Source organism: Pseudomonas sp. R4-39-08 (assembly GCF_003852275.1).
Classification (GTDB): domain Bacteria; phylum Pseudomonadota; class Gammaproteobacteria; order Pseudomonadales; family Pseudomonadaceae; genus Aquipseudomonas.
Genome location: NZ_CP027733.1, coordinates 2,611,950 through 2,636,232, shown reverse-complemented (window position 1 = coordinate 2,636,232; position 24,283 = coordinate 2,611,950). Strand labels below are relative to the sequence as shown.

Here is a 24,283-nt window from a genome sequence, read left to right as displayed (position 1 = left end):
ATACAGCCCTGGACGCTCCGCGTCCCGCCTGCGCGAGTTGGTAGTGGATTACCAGAACCGCTGCTGAGTCAGCCGGCTCCACCAGGTCAGTAACACCCGGTCCACCGAACCGCTGGCCGCCAGCCCTACCCGCTCCTGCAGGCTTTTACGCTCGGCATAATGCAGGTGGAATACCTCGGCGGTCTTGGCCTTGGTGGCCAGGTATTCGTCGCTGGTCTGCAGCTCGTCGACCAGTTGCTTGTCGAGGGCGGCAACACCCAGCCACACTTCTCCGGTGGCTACCTCGTCAATCGCCAACTGCGGGCGATAACGCGAGACGAAGTTCTTGAACAATTGGTGCGTGATGTCCAGGTCTTCCTGGAATTTCTCGCGCCCTTTCTCGGTGTTTTCGCCAAACACCGTCAGCGTGCGCTTGTATTCGCCGGCGGTGAGCACTTCGAAGTCGATATCATGCTTTTTCAGCAGGCGGTTGACGTTGGGCAACTGCGCGACCACGCCGATGGAACCGAGGATCGCGAACGGGGCGCTGATGATCTTCTCGCCGATGCACGCCATCATATAGCCGCCGCTGGCCGCGACCTTGTCGATGCACACGGTCAATGGCACACCCGCTTGACGAATACGCGCCAGTTGGGAAGAGGCCAGGCCGTAGCTGTGCACCATGCCGCCGCCGCTTTCCAGGCGCAGCACCACTTCGTCCTTGGGCGTGGCCAGGCTCAGCAGTGCGGTGATTTCATGGCGCAGGCTTTCGGTGGCGGAGGCCTTGATGTCACCGTCGAAATCCAGCACGAATACCCGCGCCTTAGGCTCGGGCTTCTTCTTGCCCTGCTTTTTTTCGGCTTTGCTTTCGGATTTGCGCAGGGCCTTGAGCTGGTCCTTGTCGAGCAGGCTCGATTCCAGGCGCTCGCGCAAGCCCTTGTAGAAATCGTTCAGCTTGCTGACCTGCAACTGGCCAGCGGATTTGCGACGCCCTTTGCTGCGCAGCGCCGCGAAGCTGATCAGCACCACCAGAATAGCGACCACCAGGGTGACGGTCTTCGCTAGAAAGCTCGCATATTCGGCCAAAAAATCCATATGTCTCCTTAAGAATGCACTGCGCCAGGCGCGGATGGCCCAGCATACCGGCGCCAATGCCCGCGGACCAGTGCCCAAACCGCCACCAGCGCACCTCTAACAGGCTTTTAAAACAAGCGTATGTTTTTTCATTGACAGCTTGCGGGCATCCTCATAACCTCGCCAGACTTTCAACGTACCGGGAAAACGGACGTGGGCAGCATCTATCTGATTCGACATGGCCAGGCCTCCTTCGGTGCAGACGACTATGACGTGCTGTCGCCCGTTGGCGTGGAACAAGCCCAGGTACTCGGTCGCCACTTGGCCGACCTGGGACTGACGTTCGATCGCTGCCTGTCGGGTGACCTGCGCCGCCAGCAGCACACCGCCACCGCCACGTTCGATCAATACAGCGCCCTCGGCCTGCCGGTTCCGCCGCTGGAAATCGACAGCGCGTTCAACGAATTCGACGGCGAGGCGATTATTCGCGGCCTGCTCCCCGACCTGCTCGGCGCCGAACCCGACGCCGTGCACATCCTGCGCAATGGTGCGCAAAACCGCAGCGAATTCCAGCGCATCTTCGCCCTGATCATCGAGCGCTGGCTGGCCGGCACCTACGACCCGCCGGGGCTGGAAAGCTGGCTGGGGTTTGTCGAGCGTGTCCAGGGCGGCTTGCAGCGCATCCTTGAAGCAGCCGACAACTCGCAGAAAATCGCGGTATTCACCTCCGGCGGCACCATCACCGCCCTGCTCCACCTGATTACCCGGATGCCGGCCGCCCAGGCATTCGAACTGAACTGGCAAATTGTCAACACCTCGCTCAACCAACTGAAATTCCGTGGTCGTGAGGTGGCACTGGCTTCCTTCAACAGTCATACCCACTTGCAGCTGTTGAAGGCGCCGCAGTTCATCACTTTCCGATGAATGCGGCCAACCGTGACCCCAAGGTCACTGGACTCTACCCTAAAGGATCGAAACCATGACTGACGTAGCTAAAGCCGTAGAAGCAATGAAAGCCAAATTCAACCCAGCCGCTGCTGAAGGCCTGGACCTGGTATTCGGTTTCCGTATCGACGACACCAAGAACTTTTCGCTGGTGGTCAAAGACAAGACCTGCGAACTGCAGGAAGGTGAAAACCCGGACGCTCAAGTGACCCTGGTGATGGACAGCGAAACCCTGGAAGGCATTGTCGACGGTTCCACCGACGGCATGCAGGCCTTCATGGGCGGCAAACTGCGCACCGAAGGCGACATGATGCTGGCCATGAAGCTGAGCGAACTGTTTCCTTCCTGATTCCAGGGCAATCCTGAGTCAGATAAAGATCCAGGGTGGGAGGGGGCTTGCTCCCGATAGCGGTATATCAGTAACAGATGAGCTGGCTGACACACCGCCATCGGGAGCAAGCCCCCTCCCACATTTAGTTTTCAGGTTGCAGCAACAACGCCACCAGCGCACTCCACCCTGTCTGGTGCGACGCCCCCAGCCCCCTGCCAGTTTCCCCATGAAAATACTCATGGAACAACACCAGGTCACGGCTGAGCGGGTCCGCCTCCAACTGCGCATACGCCGCCATCGACGGGCGCAGGCCATTTTCGTCCCTTAGAAACAACCCGGTCAGGCGCTGACTGAGGCTGTCGGCCACTTCCTCCAGGGATGACAGATAACCGCTGCCCTTGGGGTATTCCACCGAAAAGTTATCCGCGTAATAGCGATGAAATTCGCGCAGCGACTCAATCAGCATGTAGTTGACCGGCATCCACAACGGCCCGCGCCAATTGGAGTTGCCACCGTACAAACGTGAGTCGGATTCGCCGGGCTGGTAACTGGCGCACAGAGTGTCGCCATTCATCTTCAGGGCCAGGGGCTGCTCGGCGAAAGCCTTGGACAAGGAGCGCACGCCAAACGCCGACAAGAACTCATCGTCATCCAGCATGCGCCGCAGCAAATCCTTGGTGCGCTCGCCGCGCAGCAACGCCAGGAGCAGCCGATTGCCCTGCCCCGGTTCGTTCCAACGCGATACCAGCCTGGCCAGGTCCGGCCGATGGTGCATGAAGCCCAGCAGCCGCTCGCGCAAGCCCTCCAGGCCTTCATGCTCGCGCTGCTCCAGCACCAGCACCGCGAACAACGGCATCAGCCCGACAATAGAGCGCAGGCGCACCGGTTCGCTCTCGCCATCGGGGCGATGCAGCACGTCGTAGAAAAACAGATCCTGCTCATCCCACAGCCCGTCGGCGCTGTCGTCGACGCGGTTGATGGCGCCGGCGATATACAGGAAGTGCTCGAAGAATTTCACCGCGATATCCACATACACGCCATTGCGCTTGGCCAGCTCCAGGGCGATGCGCATCAGGTCCAGCGCATAGGCGGCCACCCATGCCGTACCGTCCGCCTGGTCCAGCTGATAGCCCGGTGGCAGCGCGGCAGAGCGATCGAACAGGGCGATATTGTCCAGCCCGAGAAAGCCGCCCTGGAACAGGTTGCGGCCCTCGGCGTCCTTGCGGTTGACCCACCAGGAAAAATTCAGCAGCAGCTTGTGGAAAATCCGCTCCAGAAAGTCCAGGTCGCCCACACCGGTCAACGCCTTGTCCTGCTGATACACGCGCCAGCTGGCCCAGGCATGCACGGGCGGGTTGGCATCGTCGAAGCGCCACTCATAAGCCGGCAACTGGCCGTTGGGGTGCATGAAGCGGTCCTTCACCAGCAATAGCAGCTGTTGCTTGGCGTAGCCCGGATCGATCAGCGCCATCGCCACCGCCTGGAAGCCCTGGTCCCACGAGGCGTACCACGGGTATTCCCAGGTGTCGGGCATGGAGAGAATGTCGAAGTTGGACAGGTGCCGCCAATGGGTATTGCGCAAATGCAGGCGCTCGGGCGGCGGCGCGGGCTGGGCCGGGTCGCCGTCGAGCCACTGGTTCACGTCGAAATAGTACAACTGCTTGGACCACAGCAACCCGGCCAGGGCCTGACGCTGCACATTGCGTGCATCGTCGTCGGCGATGCCCTGTTGCAGCGCCGCGTAGAAGTCGTCGGCCTCCTGGCGGCGCTGCTCGAACAGCTTGCGCGCGTTGACCTCGGGCGCGTCCACAGGGGCAAAGCGCAGGTACAGGACTTTGCGCTCCTGACCCGCCAGCTCCAGGACGAACCTCGCCGCCACCTTGGTGCCCGTATCCCGGCGAATCGCGTCTTGCACACCGCCGACCACGTAATCGTTGATACCGTCCTTGAACGGCCCCGGCGCCGCTGGCCCACCCAGCCTGGGGAGGTTGGTCTGGTTTTCACAAAACAACCATTCCACGCCGTCCTGGCCCCAGGCGCTGAGATGGCGGTCGCCCAGCTCATGATGACGCGCTCGTACGCGGTCACCGTCCAGGGTCAAGCCGGGCTTGGGGGCGCCGAAGGTCCAGCTCCAGTCATTGCGCGCCCACAGCTGGGGCAATACCTGCAGGCGCGTGGGTTGCTCGGCACGGTTGTGCACGGTGATGCGCATGAAAATATCGTCGGGTTGATGCTTGGCGTACTCAACGCTGACGTCGCAGTAGCGGTTATCGTCAAACACGCCGGTATCGAGGATTTCATACTCAGCGTCAGCCAGCCCACGGCGGGCGTTTTCGGCGATCAGGTCGGCGTAGGGAAACGCTCCATGGGGGTATTTGTAGAGCATGCGCATGTAGGCATGGCTCGGCACGCCATCGACGAAAAAGTACAGTTCCTTGACGTCTTCACCGTGGTTGCCCTCGGCGTTATCGAGGCCGAACAGACGCTCCTTGAGGATCGAGTCGCGTTCGTTCCACAGCGCCAGGCCCAGGCACCAGCGTTGCGCCTTGTCGCTGAAACCGGCCAAGCCATCCTCGCCCCACCGGTAGGCGCGGCTGCGGGCATGTTCATGGGGAAAGTAGGCCCAGGCGTCGCCGTCGGCGCTGTAGTCCTCGCGTACGGTGCCCCATTGGCGTTCACTCAGGTACGGCCCCCACTCGCGCCAGCACTCCGCATTCCCCGTCGCCAGGCGCTGGCCTTCGAGGGTGTCGAGCAATCGGGGTGTGGGTGCGGCCGTCATTGAGTCCTCCATCGCCGGTCTGATGAGCAGCAGTGTAGAACCCAATGCCGCCAGGATGCACATGAAGACTGCATAGGGGCGTCACCTCATTCATTTGCAGAATGAAGTCCAGAGGAAACTTCGTTTGCACGCGCCTCTTGGGCCCAACAAAATCCAGGGAAAGCCACACACCTCGCCTCAGCCTTCAGGAATTTTTCTATGCCAGGTACCGCACATGTCAGCCCCGACGAGATCCGTAAGGGCTTTTCCCGGGCGATGTCCGATATGTACAGGGAGGAAGTGCCGTTGTACGGCGCGCTGATGACCCTGGTGGCTCAGACCAACGCACAGGTGCTGGAGAGCAACCCGGGCCTGGCCGAGCACCTGCGACGTACGGGTGAGATCGAGCGTCTGGACATGGAGCGCCACGGTGCGATCCGCCTGGGCACCGCTGCGGAACTGGCGACCATCAGCCGTCTGTTCGCGGTCATGGGCATGCAACCGGTGGGCTATTACGACCTGACACCGGCTGGCGTGCCGGTCCATTCCACCGCCTTTCGCGCCGTTCACGAACAGTCGCTGCAAACCAGCCCGTTTCGCGTGTTCACCTCGCTGCTGCGCCTGGAACTGATCGAAAGCCCAGCGCTGCGCAGCTTCGCCGAAACCGCCCTGGCCAAGCGCTCGATCTTCACCCCAGGCGCCCTGGCGCTGATCGAACAGGCCGAAACAGACGGCGGCCTCGGAGCCTCTGACGCCGAGGAATTCATTCGCCAGGCGCTGGAGACGTTTCGCTGGCACCCCACCGCCACCGTCACGGCCGCGCAGTATCGGCAGCTCAGCGACCAGCATCGCCTGATCGCCGACGTAGTGGCCTTCAGAGGCCCGCACATCAATCACCTCACCCCGCGCACCCTGGACATCGACCAGGTGCAGGCGGCCATGCCCGGCCACGGCATCACCCCCAAAGCCGTGATCGAAGGCCCACCTCGGCGCAAGTGCCCGATCCTGCTGCGCCAGACCAGCTTCAAGGCCCTCGACGAGCCCATTGGCTTTACCGATGCCCAGGGCAGCCACAGCGCACGCTTCGGCGAAATCGAACAACGCGGCGTCGCGCTCACCCCCAAAGGGCGCGCCCTGTACGACCAACTGCTGAATGCCGCCCGCGATGAACTCGGTGCCTTCCCCAACGAGTCCAACGCCAAGCGTTATGAACAATTGATGGAGCAACACTTCCAGGCCTTCCCGGATGACCACGCGCAAATGCGTGAACAAGGCTTGGCGTATTTCCGCTACTTCCCCAGCGAAACAGGCCTGGCGGCCCGCGGCAAGTCCGACCAACCGCGCACACTGGAGGGACTGATCAGCGCGGGGCATGTGGAGGTGGAACCACTGGTGTACGAGGATTTCCTGCCGGTGAGCGCGGCGGGGATTTTTCAGTCGAACCTGGGCGATGCGGCGCAAAGTCACTATGCAGCCAATTCGAACAAGGCCGAGTTCGAGCAGGCGCTGGGCCGCAGCACGATTGACGAGTTGCAGCTGTATGGCGAGACGCAGCAGCGTTCGATGGATGAGTGCATGAGCATGCTGCGGGAGTAAAGGGGATGTCGGCTCGGCTCGCTGAACCAGCAGCCACCAGAAACGCCCTACACCATTTTAGGAAGCCAATGATTTGATATAACTCCTACTCCATACGAAGCTGATATTTAGCCAACCCAGCAGTTTATTAGCGCCGGAGGGGATAGTCATGTCAGCAGCAATGAATATCATGATCGTCGGTGGCGGGCATATGGGCAGTGCGATCGCATTTGGTTTAAAGCGATCCAGTGCAGACATGCTGATAACTGTCGTCGAGCCCGACGCTACTCGCCGAAACGACATCAAAAATGCAGGTATTTCAACGCTGGAAGAACTACCAAGTCCTTTAATAGCTGACGTTATCTTTCTAGCGATCCCACCTCAGGCTTTCCTGAGGTTCCTGGAAAATAATGCTCGCATCGGACAGTATGCTGGCATCGTCATTTCAGTTATGGCTGGAATCCGTATCCGTGAACTCACAGCCCGCTTGAAAAACTCGCAAATCTATCGAACGATACCCAATCTTCCGTGCGGCGTTAATGAAGGAATGACCGTTTTAATTACTGCGGCTGAGACAACGACTGCAAGCAATATAGTGGTTAATCAACTTCTCGCCAAGCTTGGAAATTTACTGGAGTTAAAAGATGAGGCTTTGCTGGATAGCGCCACAGCTCTCGTTGGCGGCGGCCCCGCTTACATTGCCTACTTCGCCGCGGCGCTCACAGAATATGCTATTTCGGCTGGCTTCGATAAATCAAGTGCTACCTCAATAATTCTCCAGCTGCTACGCGGGACCACGGCAATTTTGGAGCAACGCAAGGAACCTGCGATTAATCTATGTGAAAAAGTGATGACTGCAGGTGGAACGACAGAGCGAGCAATTGATTGGTTTAATCAGCACGGGGTACGAGCCGCCATCATAGGAGGTCTCAAAATATCCTGCGCTCGCTCGATGGAACTGGGTCAGAGGTGATAGATATGCAAGGACTTATTGATCATGGGCTAGCAGGACAGCACTATTTAGATTTTGATAAATCGAATTGTCCGAGCGACAGCTACAGCATTTATTATGGACTGGGCCAACAACTTGACTTCATACATTCGCCCAACGTTTTCAGAGTAAGCCTCGCGGGCGTGAGGCTCGGCTGTTATCTGTTACGTTCACTCAGCTCCAGCAGATCAAACAACAGCTTCCTGGATGTCGGGACAGGCAGCGGCGTCCATGCGCTATTGGCACGGAAACTTGGGGTTCAAGACATCTTTGCCACGGACATCTCCCCATACTCCATTGAACAGGCAAAACTTCACGAACGCATAAACTTCAGGCAGCCAGCCATTTCTTTTTGTATTGGCGACCTGTTCAGCAATCTGCCCGAAAGACAATTTGAAACAATCACCTTTAACCCGCCTGGCTGGCGAACTCCCTCACCTTCGCTCACCCAGCGCTTGGACATCATCGAGCCGACGGGACAGTTACCTCTGGAAGCAATGTTCTACGGAGAGCAAATCATCGCCCGCTTTCTTGATAATCTTCCAAAATACCTGGCGCCCACGGGAACGGCCATTGTGGGGCTTAATTCTTTAGTGGGAATACGTGATGTATTGAACAAGTACAAGGAAAGGCATCACGGTACTCCGCCGCTGGCTTACAGACTCATGGAGCGCCATACACTCCCACTTCTTTATTACTCTGATCATTGGCAGGCCACGAACAAACTTTTAAAAAGCGAATTCGAACAATGGGCAAATCAAGACTTGGCTGCGTATTCCGTCGACGAACACGGCATAATTTTCTGGTCTTACGAAATCGTTGAATTCTACCACTCCAAATAAAAATCATGATTATACAACCAGCATTTTCTACAAGGCGTTTTACGGCAATCGTATTGTCGGCGCTCGCGAATTTAGTGCTAGGAGCGTCATCTCTTTATTGGAGGGCGCTTGACGGATTATCCCCTGCAACACTAGTTGCCTACAGGATTGTCCTGTCCTGCTTGATTCTCAGTGCACTTCTTCTAGTTTTTCGACGCCTCAGCCAGATAAATCAACTGACAGCCAAACTAATACTCCTGCACGGCACCGCTTCTATTTTTATTGCCGTTAATTGGGTCACATTCATGGGGGCTTCAATCAACGGATATATTTTGGAAAGCGGAATCGGCTACTTATTGGCGCCGTTCATACCTATCGCATTGGGAGCCCTGATCTATCATGAGCAATTTTCAGCGATCAAAACCCTGTCTACGGCTATCGCACTCGTCGCGATATTGCTTTTGATAACGTTCACTGAAAAGCTGAACCATTGGGTTTATCTATTGATCGCTGCAACATGGGGCGTGTACACCTACCTAAAAAAATACACACCTTTAAATGCAGTGACCGGCCTGTTCCTGGAAACTGTTTTCTTGAGCAGTTGTTTAGTAGTTGCCGTCTGGCTCTTCGATTTCCCAATCATATGGCCGAGTGAAGTGTCATATCGCTCAGCTCCGCTTATTTGGTTAGCCGGAGCGGTGTCAGTCACGCCGCTACTGATGTTCTCGTTCGCCACCGGAAAAATTCCGTTGTCCCTGACAGGTTTTTTGCAGTTCATACTTCCACTGACACTGCTAGCCATTGGCCTGATAACCAATGGAAAAAATATTCCTGCTTTGTCTCTGACCTTAATCATCTCCACCACGGGCGTATTAGTCTGCCTTCTGACTTACGACAGCCTAACTACCCGCTCGCCAGGAGAATAACAGGGAATTCTAACCATGAGGAACACTTACGACGTTATCGTAATTGGCTTGGGAATCATGGGTGCATCTGCATTGTGGAGAGTCGCTTCGAAATGCACTCGAGTACTTGGAATCGACGCATCGAGCCCCACTCACAGCTACGGGTCGTCACATGGAAACTCTCGTATATTCCGTCGCGCTTATTGGGAGGGCGAAAAGTACCTGCCATTATTGAACCAATCCGATTTGCTCTGGAAGGAGTTGGAAGAGTTAATGCAGCAAAAGCTGCTTTTTCGCACAGGGGGGATTTTCGTTGGGCATCAGTCCAGCCACGTGGTAGCAGGGAGCATTGAAACCGCAAGGAAGGGAGGGATAGAACATGCTGTGTGGAGCGAATTAGAAACCAGGTCCCATTTTCCCGCATTCAATGTATCGGATGGGTCGCAGGCGGTATTTGAGCCCGGAGCCTATGCAATATCGGCCTGCGAAGCCAGATTAGGGATGCTCAACGAGGCTGTACACCAGGGCGCCATCATTGAATTTGGTAACAGCGTTACAGGCTTGCAAACCAGCGGTTTGGGGATGCGCTTAAGCACTCGAAGCGGGCAAACCTACTCTGCAAAAGCCGTAATAGTCACAGCAGGGCCCTGGATTGGCACTCCCCTCCTGCCGGAGCTCGAACGCTATATAGAGCCGCGTCAGATTCCCGTATTTTGGTTCAAACCAAAAACGGGTTTTGGTAATCTTTTTTCGTCAGATCGGTTCCCCATTTTCTTATATGAACATCAGGATGGAGCCCTTCTCTACGGTGTGCCATCCATCCTTAGCAACGAGCCTGGTGTAAAAATCGGTTTTCACAACAGGCAACAGACGCCAGCTGCTCCTAACTGGAAAAATATTCCCGTGCACAAAAGATATTTAGACGAGATATCGCAGGTGGTTGGAGATCTTTTTCCCAAGTTGCAGCGTTCGCCTATCCAAGCAAAAAACTGCTTCTATACACTTAGTCCTGATGAGTCGTTTCTGATCGGGGAATCCCAAGCGTTGAAATCGACTTTTTTCGCATCCGCATGCTCGGGGCACGGATTCAAATTTGCGCCTGCTATCGGTGATGCGCTTGCCTGCATGGCGGTTGGGCTAAAACCATATGTGTCTTTAGCGGCGTTTTCTGCAGACCGGTTCTACAACGTATCACCTGAATTTCGAGAGTGCCCGCCCGGCTCAACAACGCAATCCTTGCGCCGCGAAAAGCCCCAGAGCCGGGTGGACGGGGCGCATCATAAGGAGTGAGATAAAGCTTGTCCTCAAACAATTCTGAACAAATGTGCACATTCAAGTGCGACCGGCTGGTAGTGGCGAGAGCAAGCTCCCTCGCCACGGGTTGGAGTTTTGCTTAACTCAACTTTGCGACAATCTCATCTTTGATCAACAGCCGTTTCTTCTTCAGTTTTTCCACATCCTCATCGCTGGCACTTGCCGATTCCGCCTTCAGCACCTCCCCATCGGCGGCATCGTATTGCGTGAGCAACGAGTCCAGACGCTTGTCACTCGCCCTGCGTTCGTGAACAGCTTCCTTGCTCATCCCCAAGTCCTGATACAGGTCGTGTTTCACTGGCATGGCGTACCTCCACAAGTTGATCAATGGCCTACCCCTTGAAACTAGCCCATTCCCAGGGGTCTTGTCATGTTCAAGGTCAACCCCTCCCCGTTCGTCGTAACCCCGGCGATAGGATCAAACCTTTGCCGTGGCCTGCCCTCAACTGTAGATCGCCACCCGAGGGAGACCGGTTTTATGAATCACACTGCCACTGCTGCCGACACGCAATGCATCAACACCATCCGCACGCTGGCCATGGATGCCGTGCAGAAGGCCAACTCGGGCCACCCCGGCACGCCCATGGGCCTGGCGCCGGTGGGCTACACGTTGTGGAGTCGCTTCCTGCGCTACCACCCGGAACATCCCGACTGGCCCAACCGTGACCGCTTTGTGTTGTCGGTGGGGCATGCGTCGATGCTGTTGTATTCGCTGCTGCACCTGGCCGGTGTGGTGGAAATCGATGCCCACGGCAAGCGCTCGGGGCAACCGGCGGTCAGCCTGGACGATATCAAGCAGTTCCGGCAAATGGGCTCCAAAACCCCGGGCCACCCCGAGTACCGCATGACCACCGGGGTGGAAACCACCACCGGCCCCTTGGGCCAGGGCTGCGCCAACAGCGTTGGCATGGCGATGGCCGAGCGGTGGCTGGCCCAGCGGTTCAACCGCGACGGCCAGGTGCTGTTCGACTACGACGTCTACACCCTGTGCGGTGACGGCGACATGATGGAAGGCATCAGCAGCGAAGCGGCGTCGATGGCCGGGCATCTGCGGCTGGATAACCTGTGCTGGATCTACGACAACAACACCATCAGCATCGAAGGCCACACCGAACTGGCCTTCAGTGAAGATGTGATCAAGCGTTTCCAGGCGTATGGCTGGCACACCGTGCATGTCACCGATGCCAATGACCTGCAGGCCCTGAGCGTGGCGCTGGAAACCTTCAAGGCCAATATCGGCGCGCCGACCCTGATCGTGGTCGACAGCGTGATCGGCTACGGTTCGCCGCACAAACACAACACCGCTGCGGCCCATGGCGAGCCGTTGGGCGAGGATGAAATCCGCCTGACCAAAGCCGCGTATGGCTGGCCAGAGGACTCCAGTTTCCTGGTGCCCGATGAGGCACGCACCACGTTGCGCGACGCACTGCATGAGCGTGCCGAACCGCTGTATGCCGAGTGGAACCAGACCTTGTCATCCCTCGACCCGCAACGCGCCGATGAACTGCAGCGCATGCGCGCCGGAGAAATGCCCGAGCACTGGCAGGCCGACCTGCCGCGCTTTGCGACCGATGCCAAGGGTGTCGCCAGCCGGGCATCGGGCGGCGAGGTGCTGAACGCCTTCGCTCAACAGATCCCCTGGCTGCTCGGCGGCTCGGCGGATCTGTCGCCCTCGACCAAGACCAACCTCACCTTCGACGGCGCCGGCCGTTTCAGCGCCGATGACTACAGCGGGCGCAACCTGCACTTCGGCATTCGCGAGCACGCCATGGGTGCGATTGCCAACGGCATGGCGCTGTCCTACCTGCGGCCGTACACCTCGACGTTCCTGGTGTTCAGCGACTACATGAAACCGCCGATCCGCCTGGCGGCGATCATGGAGTTGCCGGTGGTCTTCGTGTTTACCCATGACTCGATCGGCGTCGGCGAAGACGGCCCCACCCATCAGCCCATCGAACACCTGACCCAACTGCGCGCCACCCCAGGCCTGCTGACCCTGCGTCCAGGGGACGCGAATGAAACCCTGGAATTGTGGAAGGTCGCACTGGCGCAGACCGATCGACCAAGCTGCGTGGTGTTGTCGCGCCAACCGCTGCCAACCCTGGATCGCAGCCGCTATGCCGCCGCCTCCGGTGCGGCCAAAGGCGCCTACGTGCTGGCCGGCGCAGACAAGCCTGAAGTGATCCTGATCGCCACGGGCAGTGAAGTCAGCCTGGCGGTCGCCGCCTACGAACAACTCACGGACGAAGGCATTGCCGCGCAGGTGGTGTCGATGCCCAGCTGGGAACTGTTCGAAGACCAGGACCAGGCCTACCGCGACAGCGTGTTACCGCCGGCGGTGAAGGCGCGCGTGGTGGTGGAACAGGCCGGCCCGTTGGGCTGGGACCGCTACGTCGGGCAGACCGGGGCCAAAGTGGTGATGAACAGCTTTGGCGCGTCGGCGCCGCTGGCGAAGTTGCAGGAAAAGTACGGGTTCACTAAGGAAAATGTGGTGAAGCTGGCCAAGCAGCAACTCCAACACAACCGGGCTGAGTAACCCCTCTCGATGCGCAGGGGCTTGCTCCCCTGCTGCACCGGACCAGCGATGGCTCAATTCTTGTAGTCGGTATCCCTACGCTCCAACTGCCGGATCAACGCATTCCAATGCCGCGCCACCCCCGGCCCTTCCCCACTGCTGAAGACCTTGGCCTGCTGCTCGACCCTGGCCACCACTTCAGCCGGTGGAAACACCAGTTCCGCATTCCCGCCTGCCTGCGCCGCAATCTGGATGTTGCAGGCGCGCTCCAACCCCTGCAGCTGCTGGAATGCATGCTCCACGCTGATGCCTGCGGTCAACAGCCCATGGTTGCGCAGGATCATCACGCTCTTGTCGCCCAGGTCCGCCACCAGCCGCTCGCGTTCGTCCAGGTCCAGGGCCACGCCTTCGTAGCCGTGATAGGCCACGCGTCCGGAAAACGCGATGGAATGCTGGGAGATCGGTAACAGCCCGTCCTTCTGCGCAGACACCGCAATACCGTCGCGGGTATGGGTGTGCAGCACCGCCTGCAGGTCGTGGCGCGCGCCGTGGATGGCACTGTGGATCACGTAACCGGCGTAGTTGATGCCAAGGCCGGTGGGGTCATCGACCAGGGTGCCGTCGAGGTCGACCTTGACCAGGTTGGAGGCGCTGATTTCATCGAACAGCAGGCCGAAGGCGTTGATCAGGAAATGTTCCTCGGGGCCCGGTACACGGGCGGAGAAATGCGTGTAGATATGGTCGGTCCAGTTGTACAAGGCCGCCAGCCGATAGGCGGCGGCCAGTTTGACGCGCACCTCCCATTCCTCTGGCGTGACGCGTTGGCGGACGGTACTGGAAACGCTCGATAGCGAGGTGACGCTGCTCATGGCAAAACTTCCTGGATGGCCTTAAGGACTTCCCGGCCAGCCTAGGCGATGCGCAAAAATAATAAAAAGCACATTTTAATCTAAGCTAATTATTATTAATTTTTATAAAAATAACGACAACAACACATAACAAATGTGGGAGGGGGCTTGCTCCCGATGGCGGAGTTTCAGTCAAAGATGATTAACTGACCCACCGCCATCGGGAGCAAGCCCCCTCCCACAGAGGTTCAGGCAGCGTTGCGGATCTTGTGCAGGGAATCGGCCACCCATTGACCAAACGCATCCACCGGCCCTTGCAGGTTGCCAAGAAAGTGCGGATAGATCAGCCATAAATCCATCACTGGCTTGAAGTCCTTCAACGGCATCACCGCCAGTTGCTCGCGATGGGCACTGCGCGCAAGCAACGGACGCGGCACCAGGCCAAGGCCCAGCCCATCCGCCACCAGCCCCAATTGCAACTCGGTGCCGAAGGTTTCCAGATTCACCCGCAAGGCCAGGCCCTGGTCCGACAGGGTACGTTGCAGACCGGCACGGAAGCCGCAGCCGTCCGGGTTGAGGATCCAACCGTGCTGGTACACGTCGGCCAGCTTGCACGGCTTTTTCGGCAGTTGCGCCGTGGCGCACACCACCACCAGGTCCATTTTGCCGATGGACTCCCCGACGATATTGTCCGGAAAAATCTTGCCCGCCGGGAATAAAGCCACCGCCGCATCCAGCTCGCCGCGCTCGATCTTGCCGACCAGCTGGCTGCCCCAGCCGGTAGCCACCTGGGCGCGCAGGTCGGTGTACTCGCTGCGCAGGTGCTTGAGCGCATCGAGCAGCACCACGTCGCCGATGGTCTGCGGCACCCCCAGGCGCAGCACGCCGCTGGGCGGTGCGTCGGTAGCAACCAGCTCGCGCAGCGCGTCCATCTCGCGCAGGATCGAGCGGCACTGCTCATACACCCGGGTGCCGATCAGCGTAGGCTTGAGCGGTTTGGTGTTGCGGTCGAACAGCTCAACCCCCAGCGCCTGCTCGAAGTTCTGCACACGGCGGGTGATGGCCGGCTGGGTCAACTGCAACGACTCGGCGGCATGGCTGATGGACTGGCAACGAATCACTTCGACAAAGGCATCGATATCGTCAATTTTCATTTGGGCCGCACATAGAGAACAGTCATTAAGATGTGCGCCAAGCATAGTTGGCGTCACCCGGTCTGGATAGCCCGTGCTGTGATCAATAACGTCTAACGCTATACAGGACGATTCTAAATTACTTACAGCTATAAGCTAATCATTAAAAAATAGCATATTAACCAAAAACATTATGCTTAGATAAGCCCATCAACTACCGCGAATGGAATGTTCATGAGCCAGGCCCGACACCCCGAGAGATTACGCGCCTTTATCGGCGCCTTGGCTGAGCTGATCGACGGCAACCTGCGCGAGGGCGACCTGCTGCACCGTGGCGGCAAGCTGCTGGCGCAACTGGTCAGCCATGATGACTGGCTCCCCGACGCATTCGCCCAACCCGACCCCGAGCGCTATCAGCAATTTCTGCTGCATGCCGATTCGCGCCAGCGTTTCAGCATCGTCAGCTTTGTGTGGGGACCGGGTCAACGCACGCCGATTCATGATCATCGGGTGTGGGGGCTGATCGGCATGTTGCGCGGCGCGGAATTTTCCCAGGGTTTTGCCCGGGCGCCCGATGGCGCCTTGGTTGCCGAAGGCACGCCGGTGCAACTGCTGCCGGGCCAGGTCGAAGCGGTGTCGCCGAAGATCGGCGATATCCATCAGGTGAGCAATGCCTACGACGACCAGGTGTCCATCAGCATTCATGTGTACGGCGCCAACATCGGCGCGGTGCGTCGGGCGGTGTATCAGCCCGACGGTAGCGAGAAACTGTTCATCTCCGGTTATTCCAACGCCTACCTCCCGAATATCTGGGACCTGTCCAAAGAAAAGAGCCCTGCCCTATGAGCACCGTATCGACCCGCAGCTACGCCCAGATTCGCCAGGCCCTGTTGGACCATGAGGAAGTCGCCCTGGTAGACGTGCGCGAGGAAGCGCCGTATGCCGAAGGCCACCCGCTGTTTGCCGCAAACATTGCCCTGTCCAAGCTGGAACTGGAGGTGTATGCGCGCATTCCACGTCGCGATACCCAGGTTACGGTGTATGACAGCGGTGAAGGCCTGGCCGAGCGCGCCGCCGAACGCCTGGTTGCGCTGGGTTACACCCAGGTCAGCCTGCTGGAAGGTGGGCTTGAGGGCTGGCGCCAGGCCGGTGGCGAGCTGTTTATCGACGTCAACGTACCGAGCAAGGCCTTTGGCGAACTGGTGGAAAGCCAGCGCCACACGCCGTCCCTGGCGGCCGAGGAAGTCCAGGCGCTGCTCGACAGCCAGGCCGATGTGGTGGTACTCGACGCCCGGCGTTTCGATGAATACCAGACCATGAGCATCCCCACCGGCATCAGCGTGCCCGGTGCCGAACTGGTGCTGCGCGCCCGTGAACTGGCCCCGGACCCGGCTACGCGCATTATCGTCAACTGCGCCGGGCGTACCCGCAGCATTATCGGCACCCAGTCATTGATCAATGCCGGCGTGGCCAACCCGGTGTCGGCGCTGCGCAACGGCACCATCGGCTGGACCCTGGCCGGGCAGACACTCGCCCATGGTCAAGCAAGGCGCTTTGCGCCCACCAGCGAGGAACATCGCCAGATCGCCGCCCAAGCTGCCCGCGGCGTGGCCGACAAGGCCCGCGTCGGCCGCGCCACCCTCGATGATCTGCAACGCTGGCAGCAGGACGCGACACGCACCACCTACCTGTTCGATGTACGCACCCCGGAAGAATTCGAGGCCGGCCACCTGCCCGGCGCCCGCTCCACACCGGGCGGGCAACTGGTGCAGGAAACCGACCATGTCGCCAGCGTGCGTGGCGCGCGCCTGGTGCTGGTGGACGATGACGGCGTGCGTGCAAATATGTCGGCCTCCTGGCTCGCCCAGCTGGGTTGGGACGTCTATGTGCTCGACGAGGTGCACGCCGCGCATTTCAGCGAACACGGCGCCTGGGTCGCGCCGGTGCCCGCGCCACCCCAGGCCGAACTGATCAGCGCGCACACCCTCGCCGACTGGCTCGAACATGACGACACGGTGGTGCTGGACTTCACCGTCAGCGCCAATTACGTGAAGCGCCATATCCCCGGTGCCTGGTGGGCGTTGCGTGCGCAACTGCCCCAGGCGCTGGCAAAGGTGCCCAGCGCGCAGCGCTACGTATTGACCTGCGGCAGCAGCCAGTTGGCGCGCCTGGCGGTGCCCGAGGTCGAAGCCCTGACCGGCAAACAAGTGTTCCTGCTGGAGGGCGGCACCTCCGCCTGGATCGCCGCGCAACTGCCGCTGGAGGAAGGCGAAACGCACCTGGCGTCACCGCGTATCGACCGCTACCGCCGCCCGTATGAAGGCACCGATAACCCACGGGAAGCCATGCAGGCCTACCTGGACTGGGAATTCGGCCTGGTCGAGCAACTGGCCCGCGACGGCACCCACGGCTTCTACGTGATCTGATCCACCGCAGCACCGTTCCCGGATATCCGACCCCTTCTCCAGGCGGAGGTACCTTCCTTTACCCAACGCCTGGAGTTTGTCCCATGCTGTTCACTACCCGCCTCACACGCCTGCTGCTGAGCAGCGCCCTGGCGCTCGGCCTGCTTGCCAATGCCCACGCCGCCGACCTGCAACCCCTGCGCGTGGCCAACCAGAAGTCAACGATCAAGGCGCTGCTGGAAGCCTCTGGCGAAACTAAAAACGTGCCCTACGAGATCAAGTGGTCGGAATTCCCCTCGGCCTCGCCCCTGGGCGAAGCGCTGAATGCCGGTGCGGTGGATGTCGGCGCCCTGGGCGATGCGCCCTATGTGTTCGCCCTCGGTGCCGGTGCGTCGCTCAAAGTGATCAGCATCATCCATGCCGAAGGGCGGAACACCACCGCGTTGCTGGTGCCCCAGGATTCGGCGATCAAGACTGCAGCCGACCTCAAGGGCAAGAAAATCGTCACCGGGCGCGGCTCCATCGGCCATTACCTGGCGATCAAGGCCCTGGCCAGCGCCGGCCTGACGTCAAAGGATGTGCAGTTCATTTTCCTGCTGCCCGCCGAATCCCGCTTGGTGCTGGATAACGGCACCGCCGATGCCTGGGCGACCTGGGACCCGTACACCACCGTAGTCACCTCACAAAGCAACGCCCGGGTGCTGGTCAGCGGCAGGAACCTGCTGAGCAACCACCTGTACTTCGCCGCCACCGCCCAGGCCATTGCCGACAAGCGCGTGCAACTGGATGACTTTGTCGCCCGCGTCGACCGGGCCTACGCCTGGGCCAACAACCACCCCGACGAATACGCCGCCGCCCAGGCCAAAATCACCGGCCTGCCGTTGGCGGTGCACATTGAAGTGGCCAAGGACACCCACCTGTCCCCGGTGCAGATTGACGACGCGGTGATCAGCGGCCTGCAAGCCACCGCCGACACCTACCAGAAGGAAGGCCTGTTGAGCCGGCGCATCGACGTGTCCCAAGGCTTCGACAAAAGCTTCAACACCCAGCGTGCCCCCAATTCCCAAGCATCGCGCTAAGGAGCAGAACATGAGCAAGCCACGTCAATTGAAACTCGGTGCCATGGTTCACGGTGTCGGCCACGGCTGGGGCGAATGGCGCCACCCGCAGGCGCAACCCAACGCCAGCACGAATTTCGGCTTTTACAAACAGCAGACCGAACTGGCCGAAGCCGCGCGGTTCGACTTCGTGTTCATCGCCGACAGCCTGCATATCCACGCCAAGTCCAGCCCGCACTACCTCAACCGGTTTGAACCGCTGACCATCCTGTCGGCCCTGGCCGCGCTGACCACGCACATCGGCCTGGTCGCCACCGTGACCGTCAGCTACACCGAGCCCTACCAGGTGGCGCGCCAGTTTGCCTCGCTGGACCATATCAGCGGTGGCCGCGCCGGTTGGAACGTGGTCACTTCGTGGCTGAGCGGCACCGCCGATAACTTCGGCAAAGCCGAACACCCGCCTCACGCCGTGCGCTACCGCATCGCCAAGGAACACCTGAATGTGGTCAAGGGCCTGTGGGACTCCTGGGAAGACGACGCCTTTGCCTATAACAAGCACAGCGGCGAATTCTTCACCCCGCACAAGCTGCATGCGCTTAACCACCAGGGCGAATTTTTCTCGGTCAAGGGCCCGCTGAATATTGCGCGTTCGCGCCAGGGCCAGCCGGTGATTTTCCAGGCCGGTACCTCGGAAGACGGGCGCAACTTCGCCGCGCAGAATGCCGATGCGATCTTTGTGCATGTGGAGACTGTCGACGAGGGCAAAGCCTATACCGCCGACTTGAAACGCCGGGCCAAGGGCTTCGGGCGTGACCCCGCCAGCCTGTCGATCCTGCCGGGTATCCGCCCGATTGTCGGGCGCGATGCCGCCGAAGTGGAAAGCCGTTATCAGCAGGCGGTGGAACTGGTCACCGTCGAAGATGCCATCGTCGCCCTCGGCCGTCCGTTCAACGACCATGACTTCAGCCAATACCCGCTTGACGCTCCGTTCCCGGAACTCGGCGACCTGGGCGCCAACAGCCAGAAAGGCGGCTCCGAACGCATCAAGCAATTGGCCAGGGACGAAGGCCTGACCCTGCGCGAAGTGGCGCTGCGGTTCTCGCGGCCCAAGCGCGACTTCGTCGGCACGCCGGAGCAGGTCGCCGATGCGATCCAGCGCTGGTTCGAAGAGGGAGCCAGCGATGGCTTCATCATCAACTCGGTGCTGCCCGATGGCTTGCAGTACTTCACTGAGTTGGTGGTGCCGGTGCTGCAGCAGCGAGGGTTGTTTCGTACCGAGTACAGCGGCCAGACGTTGCGCGACAACCTAGGACTGGAGGTGCCGGCCAACCGCTACAGCGTGGTTGAAGCCCCCGAAAAAGCCCTGGCCTGATCACAATCCCCTGTGGGAGGGGGCTTGCCCCCGATAGCGGTGGTTCAGCCAATAAATCTGCCGCCTGACACGCCGCCATCGGGAGCAAGCCCCCTCCCACATTTTTGACCGAGTACATGCTCATGACTCAATCATCTTTACGCGCCGTGGGGGCCGTCGATTTCGACGCCACCCTCGAACGCCTCAGCGCCGAACTGGCCAGCACAGCCCACCTTTATGATGAAAGCGGCGCCTTCCCTCACGATAATTTCAAGCGGCTGCATGAACATGGCCTGATCGCCCTCACCGTGCCCAGCGCCCTCGGCGGCGGCGGTGCCAGCCTGCCCCTGGCGCGCAAGGCTATCAGCGCAATCGCCAAGGGCGAGCCCTCCACCGCGCTGATCCTGGTGATGCAATACCTGCAGCACAGCCGCTTGCAGGACAGCAAGACCTGGCCCCGGCACTTGCGTGTGCGTGTCGGCGAAGACGCGGTGCGCCATGGCGCGCTGATCAATGCCCTGCGCGTCGAGCCCGACCTGGGCACGCCGGCCCGTGGCGGCTTGCCAGCGACCACCGCCGTACGCAGCGCCGAGGGCTGGCGCATCAGCGGGCGCAAAATCTACTCCACCGGCAGCCATGGCCTGAGCTGGTTCAGCGTGTGGGCGCGCAGCGACGATGCCGACCCGCTGGTAGGCGCCTGGCTGGTGCCCAAGGACAGCCCCGGCGTGAGCATCATCGATACCTGGGATCACCTGGGCATGCGCGCCACCTGCAGCCATGAAGTGGTGCTCGACAACGTGCTGGTGCCGCTGGACCACGCCGTCAGCGTCAGCCCGCGCAGCGCGCCGCAGCCGGAGCTGGATGGCGAGGGTTTGCTGTGGATGTCGGTGCTGCTGTCCTCGGTGTACGACGCCGTGGCCCAGGCCGCGCGGGACTGGCTGGTGAACTGGCTCGAAGAACGCCAGCCGTCGAATCTCGGCGCGGCGCTGTCCACCTTGCCGCGTTTCCAGGAAACCGTCGGCCATATCGACACCCTGCTGTTTGCCAACCGCAGCCTGCTCGATGCCGCCGCCGACGGCCACACGCCGGCCGCCAATGCAGCGCAATTGAAGTACCTGGTGACTGGCAACGCTATCCGCGCGGTCGAGTTGGCTATCGAGGCCTCGGGCAACCCCGGCCTGTCACGGCACAGCCCACTGCAACGGCACTACCGCGATGTGCTGTGCAGTCGCGTCCACACCCCGCAGAACGACGCCGTGCTGCAAGGCGTCGGTAAAGCGGTGTTCGCCCAACGTCAGAAGGAACGCACATGAGTCAGCTGATTATTGCCAGCCAGTTGGACGAGGACTACAACGACGTAATCCGCGCACGTCTGGCCACGCGGCACCCCCACGCCCAGGTGATCGGCGTACCCGCCGGCGTGCCGAGCGACCTGCCGCCCCAGGCGAATATCCTGCTGCTGCGCCCTATCAATGTGCGCGGCTACACCGCACCGGATACGCCACCACCGGGCTGGCCCTACGGCGCGCAATGGGTGCACCTGGTGTCATCGGGCATCGACTTCTACCCGCATTGGCTGTTCAACGGCCCTCCCGTCACCACCTCACGGGGCAGCGCCGCCGACAACCTCGCCGAGTTCGCCCTGGCGGCGATCTTTGCCGCGTCCAAGCATTTGCCGGACATTTGGGTGAAAGACGCGCAATGGCACTTCACCGCCCTGCGCCCACTCAAGGGCACCACCCTGGGCATCCTCGGCTTCGGCGCGATTGGTCAAAGCCTGGCGCAGAAAGCCCTGGCCCTGGGCATCAATGTCGTCGCGTTGCGGCAGAGCCTGGCACCGTTTGGCGTGGGTGTAGAAGCCGCCAAGGACATCCACGACCTGTTCGCCCGTGCCGACCACCTGGTAGTGGCGGCACCGCTGACCGAGGCCACGCGGCAGATCATCAACCGTGATGTGCTGGGCAGTGCCAAGCCGGGGCTGCACCTGATCAATATCGCGCGCGGTGGGTTGCTGGATCAGGAAGCATTGCTGGCCGCGCTGGATAACGGCCAGATCGGCCTGGCATCACTGGACGTGACCGAGCCGGAGCCGTTGCCGGAGGGGCATCCGTTGTACAGCCATCCGAGGGTGCGGTTGTCGCCGCATACGTCGGCGATTTCGACCAATAGCCGCAATGAGATTGCCGATACGTTTCTGGCCAATCTGGAGCGCTATGTGGACGGCCTTGAATTAACTAACGTAGCGAACGCCTGACGCAAAACCAACTGTGGGAGGGGGCTTGCTCCCGATAGCGGTGGGTCAGTCAAAAGATGCAGTGGCTGACACTCAGCAATCGGGAGCAAGCCCCCTCCCACATTGGTTCGGTGTTCGCCATTATTTGATGCGGTAGTGAAAAGTGTTGCGCACCGCCGGCACGGCGACTGGCTGGCCGTCGACGACCCTGGGCTGATAGCGAAAGGTATTCGCCGCCGCCAGCGAAGGCCGGATAAACAACGGGTGACAGCCGTCCAGCACCTTGGGATTTTCCACGCGGCCCTGGGTATTGACGGTGTATTCCACCGAACAGTCGCCTTCAATATTTTTGTCCAGTGCGCGCTCCGGGTAGTCCGGCGCTTCCTTGCTCAAGGGCTGATATTGGCGGCTGTCGAACGCCGGAGTGGTTACCGGTACAGCAACTTGGGCTTTCTCGGAAGCCACACGCTCCTGGTTCAGGCGTTGCTGTTCCAGCTCCCGATTGCGTTGCTCGGTGGCCAGGCGCTGCTGTTGCTGCTCGATTTTCTGCGCTTCGACCCGTTTGCGCGCCAGCGCGGCGTTCTCGATTTTCTGCGCCTGGATCTGCGGGTCAACCGTCGGTTTGGGCGGTACCGGTACCGGGACCGCAACCGGCTCAGGCAATGCGGGCGCTACAGGCTCAGGCGCCGGCGCCGGCATCATCACCAGTTGCGTATGCATCACCCGTGGCGCGTCCACCACCGGTTTCTCCGGCGACCAGCCCAGCATCAATGCCGCCACTACCGCCACATGCAACGCCACGGCGAGGCCTGCCGCGAGGCTGATGCGCCACATCCCGTCGCTGTGTGGCGCCCGCGCCTGTGTCGGGCTGTGCATGATCATCGCCGTCATTGCGGGGCCTCGGTCACCAGCCCCAGGTTGCTGACACCGCCCTTCTGCAACACCGCCATGGCCGCCACCACGCGGCCGTACCCCGCGTTGTCGTCCGCGCGGATATACACCTGGGTGTCGCTGCGCGCCGCCACCACCTGCATGACCTTGGCGCCCATTTCCTCCAGGCTCACGGCGCTGTCGGTCTGGTTGCGGGTGTCGAGCTCGCCGCCCAGGTTCCAGTAGTAACCGCCGTCCGCCTGCACCGACAGCGTGAGGATCTGCTGGCGGGTGTCGGTGGCCAGCGCCTCGGCGGCGACCTTGGGCAACTCGATCTTCACACCCTGGGTCAGCATGGGCGCGGTGACCATGAAGATCACCAGCAGCACCAGCATCACGTCGATGTAAGGCACCACGTTCATCTCGGCCTTGGGCCCGTGCTTGCGTTGCGGCCTGGTCAACATCGGTTCGCTCCTTGTTCAGGCGGCCACGGCCAGGTTGATCGGGGTACCGCGCAGGGCGCGGTGCAGGCGCACTTGCAGTTCGTTGCCGAAGGCGTAGTAACGCGTGAGCAGGCTCTGGCTGCGCGCGGCAAAGCGGTTGTAGGCGATCACGGCCGGGATCGCCGCGAACAGGCCGATGGCCGTGGCAATCAAGGCTTCGGCGATGCCCGGCGCCACCGTCGACAGCGTGGCCTGTTGCACCTGGGACAAGCCGAGGAAGGAGTTCATGATGCCCCACACCGTGCCGAACAGGCCGATGTAGGGGCTGACCGAGCCCACAGTCGCGAGAAATTGCAGGCCCTTTTCCAGCTCCAGCTCCTGCTCGGTGATCGCCACCTGCAAGGCGCGCTCCACGCCTTCGAGCACTGCGGGACCGTGGTGCTGCAGGTGCTGGTATTCCTGCAGGCCGGCGATAAAAATCGGCGCCACACCGCCTTCGCCCGCCTGCACGGCGTCGCGATACAGCGGTTGCAGGTCCGATGCGGCGCGAAAGCGCACCACGAAGGCGTGCAACTGCCGCTCCAGGCGCCGCAGCACACTGCCGCGCCGGATGATCAGGTACCAACTGATCAAGGATGCCAACAGCAAGGTGATCATCACCGCCTTGACCAACAGGCTGGCGTCGCTGATCAAGCTCCAGATCGTCATATGTTCCATTGTCGCGTGCATGGTGA

22 protein-coding genes are annotated in these 24,283 nt (G+C 60.5%); 14 read left to right on the top strand and 8 right to left on the bottom strand.

The features are described from left to right. Positions 1–48 precede the first annotated feature (48 nt). Positions 49–1,074: a protease SohB gene (sohB, locus tag C4J88_RS12040; protein ID WP_124370507.1), complete on the bottom strand. Its 1,026-nt coding sequence runs from the start codon at positions 1,072–1,074 to the stop codon at positions 49–51. A 192-nt stretch (positions 1,075–1,266) separates the two neighbouring features. Here sohB and C4J88_RS12035 point away from each other — a divergent pair, with 192 nt between their 5' ends. Beyond that, positions 1,267–1,977, top strand: a complete 711-nt coding sequence (locus tag C4J88_RS12035) for a histidine phosphatase family protein (protein WP_124407033.1) — start codon at positions 1,267–1,269, stop codon at positions 1,975–1,977. Positions 1,978–2,032: 55 nt separating this feature from the next. Continuing rightward, positions 2,033–2,347 carry an SCP2 sterol-binding domain-containing protein gene (locus C4J88_RS12030; protein WP_124362592.1) on the top strand — a complete coding sequence of 105 codons (315 nt, stop codon included), beginning with the start codon at positions 2,033–2,035 and terminating at the stop codon, positions 2,345–2,347. Positions 2,348–2,471: 124 nt separating this feature from the next. Here the strand turns inward: C4J88_RS12030 and C4J88_RS12025 are convergent, their stop codons facing one another. Continuing rightward, positions 2,472–5,108 (bottom strand): glucosidase, encoded by a 2,637-nt coding sequence (locus C4J88_RS12025; protein WP_124407032.1) that lies wholly within the window; start codon positions 5,106–5,108, stop codon positions 2,472–2,474. Between the two features lie 198 nt (positions 5,109–5,306). Between C4J88_RS12025 and C4J88_RS12020 the strand changes: the two genes are divergently transcribed. From C4J88_RS12020 to solA, 5 genes are all read left to right on the top strand, one after another. Next, entirely contained in the window at positions 5,307–6,683 is a 1,377-nt protein-coding gene (locus C4J88_RS12020) for a VOC family protein (RefSeq protein ID WP_124407031.1), read from the top strand. A 148-nt stretch (positions 6,684–6,831) separates the two neighbouring features. After that, on the top strand, positions 6,832–7,635 hold the full coding sequence (locus tag C4J88_RS12015) for a pyrroline-5-carboxylate reductase (RefSeq protein WP_124407030.1): 804 nt from the start codon (positions 6,832–6,834) through the stop codon (positions 7,633–7,635). A 5-nt stretch (positions 7,636–7,640) separates the two neighbouring features. Next, positions 7,641–8,495, top strand: a complete 855-nt coding sequence (locus C4J88_RS12010; RefSeq protein WP_124407029.1) for a methyltransferase — start codon at positions 7,641–7,643, stop codon at positions 8,493–8,495. 161 nt (positions 8,496–8,656) lie between these two features. Continuing rightward, positions 8,657–9,400 carry a hypothetical protein gene (locus tag C4J88_RS12005; protein ID WP_124407028.1) on the top strand — a complete coding sequence of 248 codons (744 nt, stop codon included), beginning with the start codon at positions 8,657–8,659 and terminating at the stop codon, positions 9,398–9,400. Between the two features lie 15 nt (positions 9,401–9,415). Further along, the gene (solA, locus tag C4J88_RS12000; protein WP_124407027.1) at positions 9,416–10,669 is read left to right on the top strand and encodes an N-methyl-L-tryptophan oxidase; all 1,254 of its coding nucleotides are present in this window, start codon (positions 9,416–9,418) and stop codon (positions 10,667–10,669) included. 103 nt (positions 10,670–10,772) lie between these two features. On the opposite strand, the gene C4J88_RS11995 is transcribed toward solA, so the two are convergent. Further along, positions 10,773–10,997: a DUF465 domain-containing protein gene (locus C4J88_RS11995; protein WP_124403988.1), complete on the bottom strand. Its 225-nt coding sequence runs from the start codon at positions 10,995–10,997 to the stop codon at positions 10,773–10,775. 174 nt (positions 10,998–11,171) lie between these two features. Here C4J88_RS11995 and tkt point away from each other — a divergent pair, with 174 nt between their 5' ends. Continuing rightward, positions 11,172–13,229: a transketolase gene (gene tkt, locus C4J88_RS11990; protein ID WP_124407026.1), complete on the top strand. Its 2,058-nt coding sequence runs from the start codon at positions 11,172–11,174 to the stop codon at positions 13,227–13,229. A gap of 53 nt (positions 13,230–13,282) precedes the next feature. Here the strand turns inward: tkt and C4J88_RS11985 are convergent, their stop codons facing one another. Both C4J88_RS11985 and C4J88_RS11980 read right to left on the bottom strand, forming a co-directional pair. Further along, positions 13,283–14,077, bottom strand: coding sequence for a class II aldolase/adducin family protein (locus tag C4J88_RS11985; protein WP_124407025.1), 795 nt, complete (start codon positions 14,075–14,077; stop codon positions 13,283–13,285). 227 nt (positions 14,078–14,304) lie between these two features. Continuing rightward, complete coding sequence (locus C4J88_RS11980; protein WP_124366811.1) at positions 14,305–15,210, bottom strand: LysR family transcriptional regulator; 906 nt, start codon at positions 15,208–15,210, stop codon at positions 14,305–14,307. Between the two features lie 213 nt (positions 15,211–15,423). Between C4J88_RS11980 and C4J88_RS11975 the strand changes: the two genes are divergently transcribed. The 6 genes from C4J88_RS11975 (at position 15,424) to C4J88_RS11950 (ending at position 22,257) form a co-directional block, all read left to right on the top strand. Beyond that, positions 15,424–16,035, top strand: coding sequence for a cysteine dioxygenase (locus tag C4J88_RS11975; protein ID WP_124407024.1), 612 nt, complete (start codon positions 15,424–15,426; stop codon positions 16,033–16,035). Continuing rightward, positions 16,032–17,615: a rhodanese homology domain-containing protein gene (locus C4J88_RS11970; protein WP_124407023.1), complete on the top strand. Its 1,584-nt coding sequence runs from the start codon at positions 16,032–16,034 to the stop codon at positions 17,613–17,615. Before C4J88_RS11975 ends, C4J88_RS11970 begins: the two co-directional genes overlap by 4 nt. An 83-nt stretch (positions 17,616–17,698) precedes the next feature. Beyond that, on the top strand, positions 17,699–18,673 hold the full coding sequence (locus tag C4J88_RS11965) for an ABC transporter substrate-binding protein (protein ID WP_124407022.1): 975 nt from the start codon (positions 17,699–17,701) through the stop codon (positions 18,671–18,673). A gap of 10 nt (positions 18,674–18,683) precedes the next feature. Next, entirely contained in the window at positions 18,684–20,024 is a 1,341-nt protein-coding gene (locus C4J88_RS11960; protein WP_124407021.1) for an LLM class flavin-dependent oxidoreductase, read from the top strand. Between the two features lie 122 nt (positions 20,025–20,146). Next, positions 20,147–21,316 (top strand): acyl-CoA dehydrogenase family protein, encoded by a 1,170-nt coding sequence (locus tag C4J88_RS11955; RefSeq protein WP_124407020.1) that lies wholly within the window; start codon positions 20,147–20,149, stop codon positions 21,314–21,316. Next, a complete protein-coding gene (locus C4J88_RS11950) occupies positions 21,313–22,257 on the top strand; it encodes a D-isomer specific 2-hydroxyacid dehydrogenase family protein (protein ID WP_124407019.1) in 945 nt (314 codons plus the stop codon). The genes C4J88_RS11955 and C4J88_RS11950 overlap by 4 nt, the downstream gene beginning before the upstream one ends. Before the next feature lie 120 nt (positions 22,258–22,377). Here C4J88_RS11950 and C4J88_RS11945 read toward each other — a convergent pair whose 3' ends face one another. The 3 genes from C4J88_RS11945 to tolQ are packed head-to-tail and all read right to left on the bottom strand — an operon-like array spanning position 22,378 to position 24,278. Next, positions 22,378–23,127 carry an energy transducer TonB gene (locus C4J88_RS11945; RefSeq protein WP_124407018.1) on the bottom strand — a complete coding sequence of 250 codons (750 nt, stop codon included), beginning with the start codon at positions 23,125–23,127 and terminating at the stop codon, positions 22,378–22,380. After that, on the bottom strand, positions 23,124–23,570 hold the full coding sequence (tolR, locus tag C4J88_RS11940; protein ID WP_124362574.1) for a protein TolR: 447 nt from the start codon (positions 23,568–23,570) through the stop codon (positions 23,124–23,126). The genes C4J88_RS11945 and tolR overlap by 4 nt, the downstream gene beginning before the upstream one ends. A 15-nt stretch (positions 23,571–23,585) precedes the next feature. Beyond that, positions 23,586–24,278: a protein TolQ gene (tolQ, locus tag C4J88_RS11935; RefSeq protein WP_124407017.1), complete on the bottom strand. Its 693-nt coding sequence runs from the start codon at positions 24,276–24,278 to the stop codon at positions 23,586–23,588. Positions 24,279–24,283 lie beyond the last annotated feature (5 nt).